This is a genomic window from Exiguobacterium sp. BRG2 (assembly GCF_031844245.1).
In the GTDB taxonomy this organism is placed as follows: Bacteria; Bacillota; Bacilli; order Exiguobacteriales; family Exiguobacteriaceae; genus Exiguobacterium_A.
On sequence record NZ_JAUZUW010000001.1, the window covers coordinates 13428 to 30421 of the forward strand.

Annotated in this window: 19 protein-coding genes; 7 read left to right on the forward strand and 12 right to left on the reverse strand. The window is 45.7% G+C overall.

Annotation, left to right across the window (positions count from 1 at the left end; genetic code table 11):
* The first annotated feature begins 43 nt into the window (after positions 1-43).
* Positions 44-1780: a phospho-sugar mutase gene (locus Q9R23_RS00130; RefSeq protein ID WP_056059933.1), complete on the forward strand. Its 1737-nt coding sequence runs from the start codon at positions 44-46 to the stop codon at positions 1778-1780.
* Positions 1781-1917: 137 nt separating this feature from the next.
* Positions 1918-2814 carry an aldo/keto reductase gene (locus tag Q9R23_RS00135; protein ID WP_311246222.1) on the forward strand — a complete coding sequence of 299 codons (897 nt, stop codon included), beginning with the start codon at positions 1918-1920 and terminating at the stop codon, positions 2812-2814.
* Positions 2815-2989: 175 nt separating this feature from the next.
* Here the strand turns inward: Q9R23_RS00135 and Q9R23_RS00140 are convergent, their stop codons facing one another.
* The 5 genes from Q9R23_RS00140 to Q9R23_RS00160 all read right to left on the reverse strand — a co-directional run bounded on the left by Q9R23_RS00140 (position 2990) and on the right by Q9R23_RS00160 (position 6958).
* Complete coding sequence (locus tag Q9R23_RS00140) at positions 2990-3178, reverse strand: hypothetical protein (protein ID WP_035409434.1); 189 nt, start codon at positions 3176-3178, stop codon at positions 2990-2992.
* Positions 3179-3319: 141 nt separating this feature from the next.
* Entirely contained in the window at positions 3320-3970 is a 651-nt protein-coding gene (locus Q9R23_RS00145) for an amino acid ABC transporter permease (protein WP_035409432.1), read from the reverse strand.
* A complete protein-coding gene (locus tag Q9R23_RS00150; RefSeq protein WP_214856772.1) occupies positions 3967-4734 on the reverse strand; it encodes a transporter substrate-binding domain-containing protein in 768 nt (255 codons plus the stop codon). Before Q9R23_RS00150 ends, Q9R23_RS00145 begins: the two co-directional genes overlap by 4 nt.
* Positions 4735-4899: 165 nt before the next feature.
* Entirely contained in the window at positions 4900-6006 is a 1107-nt protein-coding gene (locus Q9R23_RS00155) for an ABC transporter ATP-binding protein (RefSeq protein ID WP_214856770.1), read from the reverse strand.
* A 118-nt stretch (positions 6007-6124) separates the two neighbouring features.
* A complete protein-coding gene (locus tag Q9R23_RS00160) occupies positions 6125-6958 on the reverse strand; it encodes a helix-turn-helix domain-containing protein (RefSeq protein WP_214856768.1) in 834 nt (277 codons plus the stop codon).
* Positions 6959-7036: 78 nt separating this feature from the next.
* Here Q9R23_RS00160 and Q9R23_RS00165 point away from each other — a divergent pair, with 78 nt between their 5' ends.
* Both Q9R23_RS00165 and Q9R23_RS00170 read left to right on the forward strand, forming a co-directional pair.
* Positions 7037-8173: a DUF445 family protein gene (locus Q9R23_RS00165; protein WP_290755160.1), complete on the forward strand. Its 1137-nt coding sequence runs from the start codon at positions 7037-7039 to the stop codon at positions 8171-8173.
* Positions 8174-8193: 20 nt separating this feature from the next.
* Positions 8194-8568: a YlbF/YmcA family competence regulator gene (locus tag Q9R23_RS00170; RefSeq protein ID WP_023467337.1), complete on the forward strand. Its 375-nt coding sequence runs from the start codon at positions 8194-8196 to the stop codon at positions 8566-8568.
* Positions 8569-8621: 53 nt separating this feature from the next.
* Here the strand turns inward: Q9R23_RS00170 and Q9R23_RS00175 are convergent, their stop codons facing one another.
* From Q9R23_RS00175 to Q9R23_RS00185, 3 genes are all read right to left on the reverse strand, one after another.
* Positions 8622-8834, reverse strand: a complete 213-nt coding sequence (locus Q9R23_RS00175) for a YhzD family protein (RefSeq protein WP_311246223.1) — start codon at positions 8832-8834, stop codon at positions 8622-8624.
* Between the two features lie 57 nt (positions 8835-8891).
* Positions 8892-9971 carry a DNA polymerase IV gene (gene dinB / locus Q9R23_RS00180; protein ID WP_290755157.1) on the reverse strand — a complete coding sequence of 360 codons (1080 nt, stop codon included), beginning with the start codon at positions 9969-9971 and terminating at the stop codon, positions 8892-8894.
* Positions 9972-10034: 63 nt separating this feature from the next.
* The gene (locus Q9R23_RS00185) at positions 10035-10940 is read right to left on the reverse strand and encodes a magnesium transporter CorA family protein (RefSeq protein ID WP_311246224.1); all 906 of its coding nucleotides are present in this window, start codon (positions 10938-10940) and stop codon (positions 10035-10037) included.
* A 104-nt stretch (positions 10941-11044) separates the two neighbouring features.
* Between Q9R23_RS00185 and Q9R23_RS00190 the strand changes: the two genes are divergently transcribed.
* Together Q9R23_RS00190 and namA are read left to right on the forward strand one after the other, a co-directional pair.
* On the forward strand, positions 11045-11965 hold the full coding sequence (locus Q9R23_RS00190; RefSeq protein ID WP_029340932.1) for an HD domain-containing protein: 921 nt from the start codon (positions 11045-11047) through the stop codon (positions 11963-11965).
* A gap of 12 nt (positions 11966-11977) precedes the next feature.
* Entirely contained in the window at positions 11978-13009 is a 1032-nt protein-coding gene (gene namA / locus Q9R23_RS00195) for an NADPH dehydrogenase NamA (RefSeq protein WP_311246225.1), read from the forward strand.
* Between the two features lie 60 nt (positions 13010-13069).
* Here namA and Q9R23_RS00200 read toward each other — a convergent pair whose 3' ends face one another.
* From Q9R23_RS00200 to Q9R23_RS00215, 4 genes are all read right to left on the reverse strand, one after another.
* Entirely contained in the window at positions 13070-13984 is a 915-nt protein-coding gene (locus Q9R23_RS00200) for a peptidylprolyl isomerase (RefSeq protein WP_290755147.1), read from the reverse strand.
* 265 nt (positions 13985-14249) lie between these two features.
* Positions 14250-14819, reverse strand: coding sequence for an HTH-type transcriptional regulator Hpr (locus tag Q9R23_RS00205; protein WP_035409411.1), 570 nt, complete (start codon positions 14817-14819; stop codon positions 14250-14252).
* An 83-nt stretch (positions 14820-14902) separates the two neighbouring features.
* Positions 14903-15244: a hypothetical protein gene (locus Q9R23_RS00210; protein ID WP_214856756.1), complete on the reverse strand. Its 342-nt coding sequence runs from the start codon at positions 15242-15244 to the stop codon at positions 14903-14905.
* 114 nt (positions 15245-15358) lie between these two features.
* Complete coding sequence (locus Q9R23_RS00215; protein WP_311246226.1) at positions 15359-15784, reverse strand: HIT family protein; 426 nt, start codon at positions 15782-15784, stop codon at positions 15359-15361.
* 130 nt (positions 15785-15914) lie between these two features.
* On the opposite strand from Q9R23_RS00215, the gene Q9R23_RS00220 reads away from it, so the two are divergent.
* Positions 15915-16967, forward strand: a complete 1053-nt coding sequence (locus Q9R23_RS00220) for a TcaA second domain-containing protein (protein ID WP_311246227.1) — start codon at positions 15915-15917, stop codon at positions 16965-16967.
* The last annotated feature ends 27 nt before the right edge of the window (positions 16968-16994 follow it).

The window sequence follows — 16994 nt, forward strand, 5'->3', positions numbered from 1 at the left end:
TCATCGCAAGTCTTACCCTCATTCAAAAAGGAGTCGATTTACTATGTCATGGAAAGAAACCTATCAAAAATGGGATCAGTTCGCTGATCTCGACAGTACATTAAAAGAAGAACTCGTCACGCTAGCAGCGGATGAAAAAGCAGCTGAAGAAGCATTCTATAAAGAACTCGAGTTTGGAACAGGTGGTATGCGCGGGGAGATCGGTGTCGGAACGAATCGGATGAATGTGTACACGGTTCGAAAAGCATCACAAGGGTTCGCAGCATTCATTAAGGCATCAGGAGAAGAAGCGGCAGCAAAAGGAATCGTCATCGCACACGATTCACGCCATTTCTCACCAGAATTTGCGCTGGAGGCGGCACGGACGCTCGCAAGTAACGGCATCAAAGCGTATCTGTTCGACGGTCTACGTCCGACACCAGAACTTTCGTTTGCGGTTCGGTCTTTACAAGCAGCGGGCGGGATCGTCATCACAGCGAGTCACAACCCACCAGAATACAACGGATATAAAGTGTACGGAGACGACGGTGGACAACTTCCACCAAAAGAAGCGGATGAACTCGTATCGTACGTCAGTCAAATCGAAGACGAGCTGTCGATTGAACTTGAGCAAGAAGAAGTCCTTCGTGCGAACGGTTTAATCGTCCGTGTCGGCGAAGAACTTGACGAAGCGTATCAAGAAAAATTACAGACGATTCGTGTCTTACCTTCAATCCAATCGGAATTAGCCGATCCACTAAAAATCGTTTTCACTCCACTTCACGGAACAGGTCTTGTACCGGTAACAGAAGGTTTGAAACGTTACGGTTTCGAACACGTGACAGTCGTCAAGGAGCAAGCAGAGCCAGACGGTGCATTCCCGACCGTGACGTCACCGAACCCGGAAGAACATGCTGCCTTTAAACTGGCGATCGAATACGGAGATCGTACAGATGCCGATATCTTGATTGCGACGGATCCCGATGCTGACCGCGTCGGAGTAGCAACACGTGATGCAGACGGAGAATGGACAGTCTTGACAGGGAATCAGACGGGGGCATTGTTGCTTGACTACATCCTTTCACAAAAAGCGGCGCAGGGGACACTACCAGAGAACGGATTTGTCGCGAAGACAATCGTTACTTCAGAACTAGGTGCGTTGATTGCACGTCATTATGATCTCCATGTCGAGAACACGTTGACAGGCTTTAAGTTCATCGGGGAAAAAATCAAACAATACAATGCATCGGGTCAATATGAGTATCTCTTCGGCTATGAAGAGAGCTATGGATATCTCATCGGGGACTTCTGCCGCGACAAGGATGCCGTCCAAGCGTGCTTGTTAGCTGCTGAGATGGCTGCGTATCACAAAAAAGAAGGACGGACGCTCTATGAGGCATTACAGTCGATTTACGAGCAGTTCGGGTACTTTGAAGAGTCACTCCGCTCTCTGACGCTCAAAGGGAAGGATGGCGTGGCACAGATTGGTCGTATCATGGATACGTTCCGTGAGAATCCACCAAAACAAGTGGCTGGAGAACAGGTCGTCTTGTTCGAGGATTATGATGCGAGCATCGCTCACGATCTGAAGACACATCAACCCTCACCGATCAATCTGCCAAAATCCAATGTCTTGAAGTTCACGCTCAGTGATGGATCGTGGTTCTGCCTTCGTCCATCGGGCACGGAACCAAAAATTAAGTTCTATTTCAGCGTCACGTCACCAGATGCTGCTGAGACGACACGAAAACGTCAGCAAATCGAAGATGAAGTCATGCAGGAAGTCGAGCAAATTCAATAAGTCCTAAACAGGATTCCGTCGATGACGGAATCCTGTTTTTTGTCTTAGAGCATTGAAAATTGAAATTCGTGCAACCGTTACCATTTTGAGGTACAGTAAACGAGATAGAGTTCATACGATAGAGGAGTGGAAGAAACATGGAACGGATTCATCTAACAGAAGATTTATCATTCTCACGGATCATTCATGGTCTGTGGCGATTGAATGAATGGGAAATGACGAAGGAAGAGCGTCTTGAATTGATTGAAGCATGCTTTGCTTTAGGAATTACGACGTTTGATCATGCAGATATCTATGGCGATTATACGAATGAACGCTTATTCGGGGAAGCTCTTGCCTTAAAACCGGAATTACGTGACCGGATGGAGATCGTCACGAAGACGGGCATCAAGATGAAAGGGAACCATTTCTCGGATCAGTCATTATCGTTCTATGATACGACGAAAGAGCATATCATCAAACAAGTCAATCGTTCTCTTCAAGAACTCGGTGTCGAGTATGTCGATACGTTGTTGATTCACCGTCCAGATCCATTGATGGATCCGAACGAGATTGCTGAAGCGTTCGTAGAGTTGAAGGACGCAGGAAAGGTACGGACATTCGGTCTCTCGAACCATACACCTGCGCAACAGAGTCTTATACAATCACGCTTACCGTTCATGCTCGTGACGAACCAACTCGAGTTATCGGTTTCGGAACTGAAACATTTCGAGGATGGATCCGTCGATCTGTGTCATGAAAATGAGATGCCATTGATGGCATGGAGTCCGCTTGCGGGCGGTCGTCTCTTTAAGGACGAACGATACGCACCGTTACGTGAAAAATTAGCTGAGATCGCTGAAAAGATCGGGGCAAAAGAAATCGACGAAGTCGCATATGCATGGTTACTTAAACATCCAGCACGTATCATGCCGATCGTCGGTTCTGGTAAGATTGAACGCATCGAATCTGCTGTTCGTTCGACGAAGCTGTCGTTGACGCGCGAGCAATGGTTTGAGATTTTGAAGGCATCACGAGGTCGTGATGTCGATTAATCTAGACTGTGAGACAGAAATAAACGCATAAAGTATTTTCTGTTTAAGAAATGAAGCGAGAGGATCGACCAGTACACGATCTGGAAACGATCCTCTCTTTCGTTTATGAATAGAATAACAGTAAAACAAAAAAAGTCCCATCTCAAGGGGGAGGAGAGATGGGAGATCTATGAGGTTAAGCTTCTAAGCGAAGCATCTCCTGACGATATTTATCTAAACGATCTTTACTTGCTGACATGCCAGCTTGGTCATTGGCTTGAATCGCATCGAAGAGCGTACTGAGCTCATAATCGATTTCGAGACGTAGCACTGGAATTCGCTGCTCTGCATCTTGTCTACGGAAAGCTTCAATTACTTGTTTCATCTCGGCCACGCTCCTTTGTAATTTGTCAGATAATTCTGATTTTTATTAGTATACTTGATTATTCCCGGATTGACTAGTGCTAAACCTCAAAAAATCTAAAAAAATACACTTGAAATCCTAACGGTTCCAAGTGTGAAAAATTCATTCTGGAATGCTGAAACGTGCTTCTAAACGATGCTGGACGCTTTGAATAAGTGTTGACATGATCCAGTAAATAGCAGCGGAGAACAAAAGTAGCGGCATGACGAGGTATGTCGTCGCTGAAATCTGGTCAGAGACGTACGTTAATTCCTCTACAGCAACGATCGTACCAAGTGATGTCGACTTGATGATATCGATGACAGAGTTCGAAAGCGGTGGAATCGCTCGAGATAGTGCTTGCGGCAAAATAACGTCCTTGAATGTCTTGCGACGCGGAATTCCAAGTGAGTCAGCAGCTTCCCATTGTCCACGATCGACAGAGGAGATGGCAGCGCGGAACGATTCCGAAATATATGCGGAAAAGTGAAGCGACAAACCGAAGGCAAGCGCTTGGAATCCAGTCAATTGAAGCGTGACGAGACCATTATAAAGAATCAAGATTTGCAACAAGAGTGGCGTTCCGCGGAAGAACGAGACGTATAAACGTGCAAAACCGCTGAAAACGGCAACGCGGCTATCACGCATGACGGCAAGAATCAACCCGAGAATAAGCGCAAAGACGATGGCGAGACCACTTGCTAGAAGGGTCGTGCCAATCGCCTTTGCGTAGACGTCCGAGTTATCTCGGACGATCGTCAGTAATTCACTCACTTACTGATATCCTCGTTGAAGTACTTCTTACCGATTTTTGCAAGAGTGCCGTCTTCTTGCATCTCAGCGAGTGCTTTGTTGAAGTCTTTTGTATACTTGCTATTTTTCGCCATCATGAAGCCAGATTCGTTCTTATCGAACGTCTCACCGACAGCTTTGACTTTATAACCCGCTTTTTTCAACTCCGTCAAAACGAAGAGGCGATCGTTCATGGCTGCATCAACACGACCTGCTTCAAGATCTTTTAAGACTTGGTTCGCACCTTTGTAGTATTTCACTTTCGCGCCAGCTTCTTCAGCCGTTTTGGCATAGAGTGAACCTTGTGTCGAACCGACTGTCTTTCCTTTTAAGTCGTCGAGTGTTTTGATGTCGTTCGTTTTATTGTTGACGATGATCGTTGAGCCAGAGACTGTATACGCATCAGAAAAAGCGTACTTTTCTTGACGCTCAGGTGTGATACCCATTTGGTTCGCAATGACATCGATTCGTTTTGAATCGAGTGCCGGGATGAGTCCTTTAAAGTCCATCGCTTTGTAATCGACTTTATAGCCAGCACGTTTTGCGACTTCGTTCATGACATCTACGTCATAACCCATCAATTTTCCTTTTTCTTTGTACGTGAATGGTGGGTATGTTGCTTCTGTTCCGACTGTAATGACTTTTGACTCTTTACCAGAACCTGCGTTGTCGTTCGAAGCGCCGCATGCTGCAAGCACCCCCGCTGTCGATAATGCTGCTACAGCTAATTTCAAACCGTGTTTCATAGCGCTCTCTCCTTTTATAAATGAATGATTTCAATTCCTAGTTTTCGAATAGGATTAATTTTAAGCTACAAGCAGTATCATACAAAGTTACAGGAACGTCTGTCAATAAAAAAAGACTGCCCTTAAATGGACAGTCTGAAACATCATAACTGATCGATGATGTGATTAACGAATCGTTGCTTCTGTTGAAGCATCGAAGAAGTGTGCTTTTGTCATATCGAAGAAGAGATCAAGCTGTGATCCCATCTCGACATGTGAACGTGAATCGACACGTGCCGTGAATGCTTGTTGTCCGACTTTTGAGTAGAGATAAGACTCTGCACCCATCAATTCAGAAACTTCGATATGCGCTGGGAAACGATGTGCTGTTTTAGTGTCTTGGTAGATCAATTCCGCATGGATGTCTTCTGGACGAATTCCGAGGACGAGATCTTTATTCGTGTAACCGCGGTCGCGGAGAACTTTCATTTTTCCTTCTGGCACTTCGAATTTCTCTTCTGTTCCTGAAACCTGGAAGAGACCGTCTTCTGCCAGTTTACCTGTCAAGAAGTTCATCGATGGTGAACCGATGAATCCAGCAACGAACATGTTATCCGGGTGATCATAGACTTCCTTCGGCGTACCGACTTGTTGAATGATTCCGGCTTTCATGATGACGATCCGTGTCGCAAGCGTCATCGCTTCCGTCTGATCGTGCGTGACGTAAATCGTTGTCGTCTCAAGACGTTTGTGTAACTGAATGATTTCCTTACGCATTTGTACACGTAATTTAGCATCCAAGTTCGAGAGCGGCTCATCCATTAAGAAGACTTTAGCATCACGAACGATGGCGCGACCAATCGCCACCCGTTGACGCTGACCACCAGAGAGTGCTTTTGGCTTCCGCTCGAGATACTCTTCAAGACCAAGGATACGAGCTGCGTTATCAACGCGTTGCTTGATTTCATCTTTCGGGAACTTCCGAAGCTTTAATCCGAACGCCATGTTATCGAAGACGTTCATGTGTGGATACAAAGCGTAGTTTTGGAAGACCATCGCGATATCGCGATCTTTTGGCGCTACATCATTCATGCGTTTACCGTCGATGATAAAGTCTCCACCTGAGATTTCTTCAAGTCCAGCGATCATCCGGAGTGTCGTCGATTTCCCACAACCAGATGGTCCAACGAAGACGATGAATTCCTTATCTTTAATATGCAGATTGAAATCATCAACCGCTTTTGCATCACCTGAGTAGATTTTATCGATATGTTCAAGACGAATTTCAGCCATGTGTAGTTCCCCCTAATGTAAATGATGAAATAATAACGCTTACAAGAAATAGTATAAAAGAAGTCAGGTAGTCTGCCTATGGACAACCTGACTAAATGCAAACGTTTTTAATTAGGCATCATGCTACAAGTAGCAAGGTATAAAGGAAAGTAGCTCCTTCAAACGACCGGACATCGATTTCTGTCTGTTCCGTTAAGCGGTCAAGTCGATACTGGAGACTGTTCCGATGTAAGTATAGATGTTTTGCTGTCAAAGAGACATTCAAGTTAGCTCGGCAAAAAGCGAGGATCGTCTCACGAGACTCTGGCTCGAGGGACAGAACGAACTGGTCGACGAGTGTCGCGCGGTACTGGTCATCTAGACTTGCAAGACGAGTCATGGCAGGTAAAAAACGTTCGATTTGCATGGAAGGGACGGAGGTGAGCGCTGCTTGTTCGAGTTGGAATTGAACGGCAATGTCGCCGGTAGCACGCTGTTGACCAAGCAACACCTTACCATCGAGCACAAAATCAGATTGTAGTGCTAAAAATAAATCGTGTAGTTCTGTCTCAATAACGAATTCTTCTCGTTCGATGATCGTAAAACGATGAGTGCTGAAAGGAATGAGCGTACTCGTCTGCGAAAAGAAAGAGGAGAGCAGCTGTTGAATTTCCTCACTCGTACGTTCATCAGTGGGATTAAATAAAAAGTGGACAAGTCGAAATGGTCGATCTTCCACAGCATGAGCAGATTGGAGACGTTCTCGCCATAGATCGATATCTGACCGCGACGTCGTGATGATGCGCTCGGCAAATACATCAAGCAGTTGTTGTTCACGGTCGGATATGGCAGTCGTCTTGATCCCAAAACAAAGCCCATCTGTAAGACGATATACGCTATACTGTTCCTGGCAATACAGATTCGGATCGGTCGTAAGCTGGTCATTGAATACAGTCATCAGTTGTCGTAACACACGGCATCACTCCTAAATCGTACATAACTAACTATCTCGACTTTACCATAAGTCGAAAATCGGAAGGAATGATAACTTATGTCAGACACTTTGTTAATCGTGTTGAAGCTTGTTGGAATCGTCATCATCGGTGCTCTTATCGGAGCGGTCACGAACCATTTGGCGATCCGAATGTTGTTTCGACCACTTGAACCGAAATACATTGGAAAATTTCGCGTACCATTCACGCCTGGTCTGATTCCAAAACGACGGAATGAATTGGCAGCAAATCTCGGACGGACGGTCGTCAAGCATCTCTTGACGCCAGAAGGGATCGGGAAACGTCTCGCATCACCAACTGTTCGTGGAGCCGTCACGCGTCTTGTCGAACAAGAAGTCATGAAATGGACACGCTCGGAAGAGACGACAGGAGCATGGATCAGTCGCTTCATTGATGAACCAAAACAACGGATCCAAGGGAAAATCAGTTATCACTTGGAGCAGGAGTTTTCGCGTCTGATGAATAAATGGCGGGAGCAATCCGTACGCGACTTGATCGGAGCAAGCGGAGAACAAAAAATCGAAGAAGTCATGCCGCGACTCGTCGCATCCGTATTACACCAAGCAGAAGCATACTTTGACGGACCAGAAGGACGTCTACAACTCGAGGAAACCGTTGCTCGTTTCATCCAACAGCGACTGGGTGGCGGGATGTTCGGGATGTTGCTCGCAAATGTCAACATCGTCGATATGATTCAGCCGGAGCTGAAAAGGGTACTTCAATCAGAGTCGACGTCTCAGTTCATTCTTGCCTTATTACGTCAGGAATGGCAAAAGGGACTGGATCGTCCGCTTTCATCCTATATGACGGAAGAGACGGAGTTGCGGATTCGACAGACCGTCAAAGAACAAGTCATGGCACGTTTACCGATTGAGTCGATGCTTGATACACCGCTACGCGTCTGGTTGAATCCACTCGAGTCACAATTACTCGAGCAACATGTACCTGTCATCATCGATCATCTATTCGAACGGACGACGAATCAAATCGGGCAGATCCTTCAGACGCTCGATCTCGAAACAATCGTTCGAGAAGAGGTTGATTTGCTTGATACTGCGTATCTCGAGGAAATCGTCTTATCGATTTCCAAGCGGGAATTCCGTGCTATCACTTGGCTTGGAGGGTTGTTAGGTGGTTTAATTGGATTGATACAGGCGGGGCTTTATCTCGTCTAAACAAATTGGAGGTTTTACTCATGGCAGAAACAAATTTATACGATCACGCGTACACGCTGGAGCGTGCATTACGCGAAACTTCGGAGTACACGACATTAAAAGATTTGTATACGCAAGTTAACGCAGATCCGGAATCAAACGAATTGTTCGCGTCGTTCCGTAACATCCAACTCGAATTACAACAAAAACAGATGCAAGGTGAAGAAATTACACCAGACGATATGGCATCTGCACAAACAAAGATGCTTGAAGTACAAAACAATCCATTGATCAGTCAGCTGATGCAAGAAGAGCAACGGATGCATACGATGCTGACGGAAGTCACACAAATCATCATGAAGCCGTTAGAAGAACTCTACGCGCCGATGATGGAGCAACAAGACGACGTGCAATAAGTAAACAAAAGGAAGACGTGCCGATATAGCGCGTCTTCCTTTTTTAGTATGGTTTAAGATGAAGCAGGAACGATTCGTGGTAAGTAAGCGCGCTCGAAATGAATGAGACGACCTGAACGTGTGACGCGAGCTGCATGATGGGCAGAACCGCTTTCATTCAAGCGTCTAATCCCTTCTTCTCGTGCCTGACCATCCGTCTCTGCTTCAAAGACGTCATCGAGTAACGTTTCACCACGATCTGAAAAGACTGTAATCGTATACTGCATACTTGTTCCCCCTTGTCTGATTGGTCTTGTACTCAGTATAATGAATCAATATTCATTTCACAAGCGTAAGTCCAAGTCCTGCCACGTCAACTGTCTCGCAGCGGGAGGAGCTGTGAGGTGACTGACCGTCATACCAATCAAGCGGATTGGTCCATCGAAGGTAATGCTATTGAACAGTTTCGTTGTTTCCTCAAGTAATCGTTCTTCGTCCGCCGTCTCTTCTGCAAACGTATGCCGTTTCGAACGTGACTGGAATGTGTCGGTCTTCCACTTGATCGTAATCGTTCGGCAGACGAGTTCTTTTTTTTGAAGACTTGCAATGACAGATTTTGATTCTCGAATCAACGTCGCAAATATCGTATCGATATCCTCCGTATCTTCTTCAAAGGTAGTCTCAGAACCAATCGATTTTCGCTCGCGTTCCGGACGAACTGGTCGTTCATCGATTCCATGCGCCATCGCATGTAGTTCCGTTCCCCGCTCGCGTCCAAGCAAAGCCCGCAATTGTTCGACGGGCATTGCTTGGACATCTGCGACGATTTCAATCCCTTGTTTTCGTAACGCTTGTTCCGTGACTTTTCCGACGCCATGTAAATCTCCAATTTTCAATGGAGACAAGAAACGGAGAACTTCTTCTGGTGGAACGACGGTCATCCCGTTTGGCTTTTCGTATCCGGAAGCGACCTTCGCGACGAGCTTAGAGTTAGAGACACCGGCAGAGGCTGTCAGACCCGTTCGTTCTTTAATTTGTTTCAGGATATATTGCGCGATATACGTCGCACTTTTTTGATCGAAATAATTTTCCGTGACGTCAAGATACGCCTCATCAAGCGAGAGCGGCTCGACGAGGGGGGTCACTTCTCGGAAAAGCGCCATGATTTGCGCACTGACAGCCCGGTAGACGTCAAAGCGGGGGCGAATGAAGACCGCACGAGGGCACAGCTGAAAGGCGCGTCTTGACGGCATCGCGCTATGGATGCCGTATTTCCGTGCTTCATAGGAACAGGTCGCTACGACACCACGGGCATGAGGCGGTCCACCGACGACGACGGGAACACCTTTTAATCGAGGACGATCGCGTTGCTCGACGGAAGCGTAAAAGGCGTCCATGTCAATATGAATAATTTTTCGTTCCATCGGACAAGCGTCTCCTTTCAGTAGATATGATACAATTAGTATAACGAACTTATGTTCTGATATCTATTTTTTTGGTCGACTGTTCTTTGGCATCCGTACAAGAGCGCCTAACCATCCACGCCAGCGCATCCAGTAGAAGATGCCACCGGTCGATAAAAAGATTAGACCGAGGGATATGGCGTAGCCGTATTTCCAGTCTAATTCCGGCATGATTTTAAAGTTCATCCCCCAAATCGCACCGAGGGCCATCGTCGGTGTCGCGACGGCAGTAAAGATCGTTAATGCCTTCATAATCTCGTTTCCTCGGAAGTTCGAAACGGTCGTTGATAAGTCGAGAAGGACTTCAATGTCTTTTTGGTAGTGTTCAATGAGCATCAACAGACGGCGGACACGTTTCGTAGCTAGTTTCAAGGAAATGTCATCAAGATACGTTTCTTCCTCGAGAAACGACTCTTCGCCAGCCATGACGAGTTCTTGAAATGGAACGATCAAATCGGACCAGTTCTCAATCGTGTCACGTAACGCGAAGATGCTATCAAGCGAATCTTCATTGATGCTGCCGCGTAGTTCATCTTGTCTTGAAAACAGTTCTGTCTCAAACTGATCGATACCGGCGAAATACGTATTCAACTGTAAAGCGAGAATCGTATAAAAAGCCGCGAATGGATGCGCGGGAGAATAGGGTGCGACTAGGGACACGATTGAATCCGACAATCCGATCGTGATCAGTTTTTCTTTCGTTACATAAAAGTAAATCGAGCGACGGTCACTTTTGTCGACAGGATTTTGCCATGTGACGACAGCACCATAAAGAACCCCTTTTTCTGAACGCGTGAAGTTCATATCTTTCGATCGCAACTGCGTGATCCAGTCCATTTCGGATTGGTCGACGGCAGCCGTCGGAAATATTTGTTCATAGTCAGTTAAATCGAGATAGCGGGACCAATTAAATTGAGGTTCCAGTTCCATGTTCATGACTCCCATATAGTAGAATGAAATAGTATATGCCTTAAGTGTAGTCAATGGAATATAAAAAAGACACCTATTTTACAGATAAAGGACGTGTTTCAAGAATGAAAGGAATCGGGAAGTTAGCAGTTGGAGAAACGCTCGATCAACGAGCGATGATCAAGCAAGCAGTCAAAGGAATTGCAGCAAATGGGAAACCATACCTGACGCTCATCTTGACGGATAAGACAGGCGAAATCGAGACGAAGATGTGGGATACGAGTGACCTTGAAAAATATGCGCCAAAGTCAATCGTTCATGCTGCTGGAGAAGTCATGGACTATCGAGGACGGACACAACTGAAGCTCAAACAAATTACGGTCCTAGAGGAGACGAATGTCGAGGACTATGTTCAATCCGCACCTATTCCACGAGAGCAGATTGAGACGGAAGTACTCGCGTTCGTAGAATCGATTCAAAACAGTGACATGAAAAAGCTCGTTAAACATTTGATTACTTCACGATTTGATGCCTATTTCACGCATCCGGCAGCGGTCAAGAACCATCATGCTTTTTACTCGGGGCTGTCATACCACGTCCTTTCGATGTTGCGCTTAGCGGATCAAATCGCTCAACTCTATCCGACCTTAAACCGTGACGTGCTAATCAGTGGCATCATTCTGCACGATTATGCGAAAATCAAGGAGTTATCCGATCCGGTTGCACCGGAATATACGTTGCCTGGTAAACTCGTCGGTCATATTACGATGATGGTAGCGGAACTTGAAAAAGTCGGAGCAGAATTACAAATTGACGCAGAAGTACTGACGGTCTTGCAACATCTCGTCTTAAGTCATCATGGACGACCGGAATGGGGTTCTGCTGTCGCACCACAGATGCGCGAGGCAGAAGTTTTGTTCTTGATCGATAACCTTGATGCACGGATGACGATGATGGATCGTCTCCTTGAATATGTCGAACCGGGACAGTTCTCGGAACGATCATTCGCACTAGATAATCGTGCTTTTTACCGTCCGAAGCTATAAGGGGGAAAAAAGATGAAGACGAAGTTGTTTGATACGGTTCAACTCGGAACGTTGACATTCCGCAATCGGGTCATTATGGCGCCAATGTGCATGTACAGTGCAAAAGAAGATGGATTCGTTACGGATTGGCACGTCACACACTATGCAACCCGTGCAATGGGAGGCGTCGGTGGTGTCATTTTAGAAGCGAGTGCTGTCACGCCAGATGGTCGCATTTCAGCTGGGGACCTTGGGATCTGGTCAGATGCACATATCGAAGGATTACAACGAATCACACAGCAAGTCAAAGCAGCGGGCGCAAAAGCGGGGATCCAACTGGCCCATGCCGGGCGTAAAAGCACGACGGCAGAACCACCCGTCGCACCGAGCGCTTTACCGTTTGATGATACGTATATGCATCCACATGCATTGACACTTGAGGAAATCGCGACAATCAAACAACAGTTCATCGATGCAGCATTAAGAGCGGAACGAGCAGGATATGACTTCGTTGAAATCCATGGCGCACATGGTTATTTATTGAACACGTTCCTCTCTCCGTTATCTAATATTCGAGAAGACCAGTACGGCGGATCGACTGAAAATCGGATGCGCTTGTTGTTAGAAATCATTGATGGAATTCAAGCAGTCTCACAGCTCTCGATTTGGGTCCGGATTTCAGCAGCGGATCACGCAACAGGGGGAATGACGGCGACGGATTATATTCCACTTGCGAAAGAACTAGCAGCACGTAACATCGACCTACTCGACTGTAGTTCAGGTGCTGTCGTCGCCAATGCCGTACCGAAAGTATATCCGGGCTATCAAGTGAGATATGCGGAAGAATTGAAACGAGAGACGGGCATGGCAACAGGAGCGGTTGGATTGATTACGACAGCAGCTCATGCAGAAGAGATCGTCCGTAACGGTCGAGCAGATATTGTCCTGCTCGCCCGTGAACTTCTTCGCCAACCTTATTGGGTCTATCATGCGGCAGCCGAACTAGGAGACACGGTCGCCTTGCCGAAACAATACGAACGAGCTCCGATCCGGACGGTTCGCTAATTCTTCACTCTCTATGAAAAACAACGTAAAAAAGGAAGCCGTCATGGCTTCCTTTTTTGATTATTGCTGTTGTTGCATCATTTGTTGTTGCATTTGTTGTTGTTCTTGTTTGTCTAGATCGAAAGCGTCTTTGAAATCTTTGTTTTCGACTTTGACATTGTATTCTTTCATGAGTGAACGATAAATATCGTTCGGGTTGACTTGTGCTGCTTTTTCTTCAGCAAGTGCTTTTTTAATACGTGCTTTTTCTTTATCGAGCGTGAAGTTTTTCTTCTCTTTGCGATCGACTACTTTGATGATGTGATAGCCGAACTGTGTTTTGATCGGATCGGAGATTTTACCTTCAACGCCATCCTTGAACGCGTAATCTTCGAATTCCTTGACCATCTTACCTTTTGTGAAGTACCCGAGGTCTCCACCTTTTGCACCGCTACCTGTATCTGTTGATTTTTCTTTTGCAAGTTTCGCGAAGTCTGCGCCTTTATCCAATTGCTTTTTGATGTCTTTTGCTTCTGACTTTTTCGCAACAAGGATATGGCTTGCTTTGACTTCGACTTTTTCTTGATCGAAACGCTCTTGGATTTCTTTATCTGTTACTTTGGATTTCGCAGATTTTGCTTCTGTTAAGAGCATTTGTGTGCGAAGTACTTTTTCGAATTCTTTTTCGTTCTTGATTCCAGCAGATTTCAGTGTTGAGCTGAACTGCTCTTTATCCGGGAACTGGTCTTTTGTTTTCTTGACTTCTGCTTCGACTTCTTTGTCCGTGACTTCCTTACCGTATTTCTTTTCAAGCAATTTGTTCATCGTTTGCTGGAAGGCGATTTGAGCACCAGCTTTTTCGTATGCTTCATCTTGGACGTCAGCCTTGTTGACTTCGCCACCTTTGTAATTGATGACGGCTTCGTCATTTGATCCACATGCTGCTAACGTAAATACACTTGCGACTGCTGCTGCGCCTAGCAATTTCTTTTTCATACATACACCCCTAATTTACCATTTATTTCAACCGTTTTATCATATCATATTCTCGTTTGGTTGACAGCTGTATCTTGTCATGCCAAGAGATACTTGCTCTTTTCCATGCTATCACATCTAGGTAGTCGGGTGAGGATAATTTTTATGGGAAATTGTGAGGGAAATAACACTCTTGAGACATAGTAGTAATGTCCCTGTCATGAGGAAATAAGACCTAAAAAAAGCATTCTAGCTGAAGGCTAAAACGCTTTTGATGATAGTATGCTTATGCTTTTTTTATTGAGTCCATGACAGGATCTTGCGGACGGCGATCTGCTTCTTCCGTGATCATCTTCGATGTCTCGGCAAAGATGTCCATGAAGCTGTCTCCATACAAACGACGCACGATTGCAGAAATATCCGTCAGTTCTGGGAACTTACCGTACAATTCCTGAAGAGGAAGTGATGCGCGGAAGACGCCATTTTCTTCGGGACGGAATGCTTGGATCGTCTCGAGTAAAAGCGATTCGCCTGCCGGTGTCAACTGGACATAGGTATTTCGTTTATCAGTTTCCTTTTTCGAGAACGTCAACAATCCGCGGTCCTCTAACTTCTTCGAGAAGTTGAATGCCGTCGAGACGTGCATGACACCATACTTCGCAATCTCAGAAATCGAGGCACCACCTAGGGCATGCGAAATCCATAAAATATGGTGTTCGTTGATGTTCAGATCAAAAGGCTTGATCCAATTTTGCCAATCTTTTTCTACCGTTTTCCATAGTGCTTTGCTTAATTGGACAATTTTATGGCTATACAATAATGCTTCTTGTCCAGGATATAACTTTTCGTGTTCCATATCTGACTCATCCTTTCGAAAGGTGACAATGGCTCAAACGCGCAAAATGCAAACTATACAAAAACAAATCGAAGCAACGGATCTTACTTTTGTGGAGAAAGCTGGTCTGCTTCCTGTTTCGCTTCATCAGCGAGAGACTGGATCTTCGTGAGCGATGCTTGGACTTCCGTTTGGTATTCCGAGACGCTCTGCATGACTTCTTCCTTGAAGTGCATACCAGACGCTTTTGCTGTCTCTACTAAGTTCTTGCCCTCGTGGGTCAAATCCTGCACATTCGTTACGATTGTAGAATAAGAATTTCGACGTTGATGACCGTTCGAAGAGTCGCTTTTCGTACCTTGGCGAAGCGCCTTCAGACCATAAAAAGTCACAAGTGTTAGCGTAGCACCAAAAGCGACCCAGTTACGGGCGGGACGCTTCGACATGATAAACCTCCTTTTTAATATTAAAATATTTGTTTCATATTATTTTACCGAAAATTGAATGAAAGAAACCTATTTCGGCAATATTTTTCTAAGGAGAGAAGAAAAAGAACAGCCTTAGATATGCGAAGCGATTGAATTTGCGAGCTCAGCCAATTCTTCTGCCGTATACTCGTCGTTATGGACTTCCCACTTCGCGCCGAATCCGTCTTGCTTATCGTGACGAGGAATGAGATGCAAATGGAAGTGTGAGACTGATTGACCGGCTACTTTTCCTGTATTGGATAGAAGGTTCATACCAGCTGCCTGTGTCTCTTGTTGAAGCGCACGGCTGATTTGCGGAATCGTCGCAAACACGTCTTGTGCCTGTTCAGGCGAGAGATCATACATATTATCGGCATGCTGTTTTGGGATGACGAGCGTATGTCCTTTCGTCACTTGTGACAAGTCGAGGAAGGCGAGAACGGTTTCGTTCTCAAATACGATATGACCAGGAACTTCTTTGCGAGCGATTTTACAGAAGATACATGATTCTTTTTGCATGGAACAGTCACTCCTTTGGGTAAGATAATATTAGTATACGGAAAGTTTCCGCCTTCCGCACGATTGACAGTCAACTTGAACCCGATACACTTAAGACCATACAGCTAATGGAGAAAAAGGAGCGAAGTGCATGGCATCACGAATAGCCTCAACGGCACAGAAAAAACGAAAACGACGTTTACTCATTGGTAGCGCCTTTATCGCCTGTCTGTTTTTGTTAGTTGCCTTTTGGTTTGGGCGCAACATGCAAGAGGCGGCAAAAATGGAGAAAACGGACGAGCGGCTTGCTACTCTATTGAAGGAAAAGGATCAGCGTGGATTCCAACAACTAGTCACGATGAACGGTAAGTCACTACCGATGAGTGAGGCGACACGACTCATTACTTGGTTGACGACTGAATCAGAACGAACGAACCGGGTCATCGCACAAGTCAAACAGGATCAAGACTCTGGTAAACAAGTAAAGGCACATCTGTTTTCGTTACAAGAAGAAGATGGATGGCTTTGGTATGATCGGTACTCTCTCGATGTGAATCCTCAACGATTATCCGTTTCAAGTGATGTCCCTAAAACAGAAGTATCATTAGACGGGGAAGTCATTGGAACGATGGATGGAACATCACTAGAAATCAAGCGTTCTCCAGGAGAATACGATGTTCAAGTAAGTGCGGAACAATCAGGACAGACCGTCCAGGAATCAAAGACTGTACAACTCGGAGATGAACCGAACGCGACAGTCGACTTTAAATTGGCTGATCGGTTCAATACGACCGTTTCGAACGAATATGCAGTCGATATTAAAACATTACTTGAGACGGAAGTGAAAGCGCGAACTGGAAAAAGTATCAATACGATGACGGGCTATCTCGGACGTTCGCGTGATTCGTTCGAGAATACGTTCGGTACGCCTGATTCGACTGTTGCCAACCGAGCACGATACGATGGATATGAAGTGACCTATCAGTCGAGTCAGGTGCAAGAATTGTTGATCCGATTGAATAAGACTCCGGATGAATTGGAAGCTGTCGCTGGAAAACCAGAACGAAAGAAGCGAGAGCAAGTCGGTACCGTTTGGGAATATCCGTCTAGTTTTCTCGAAGGTGTGTTCGAATGGTTGAACTTACGAGCAGAAAAACGAGTCGTCGAGCGAGAAGACGGCATGTGGTTACAATTAAAAGACTAAAAAAATCCTCGGACAGAACGTCCGAGG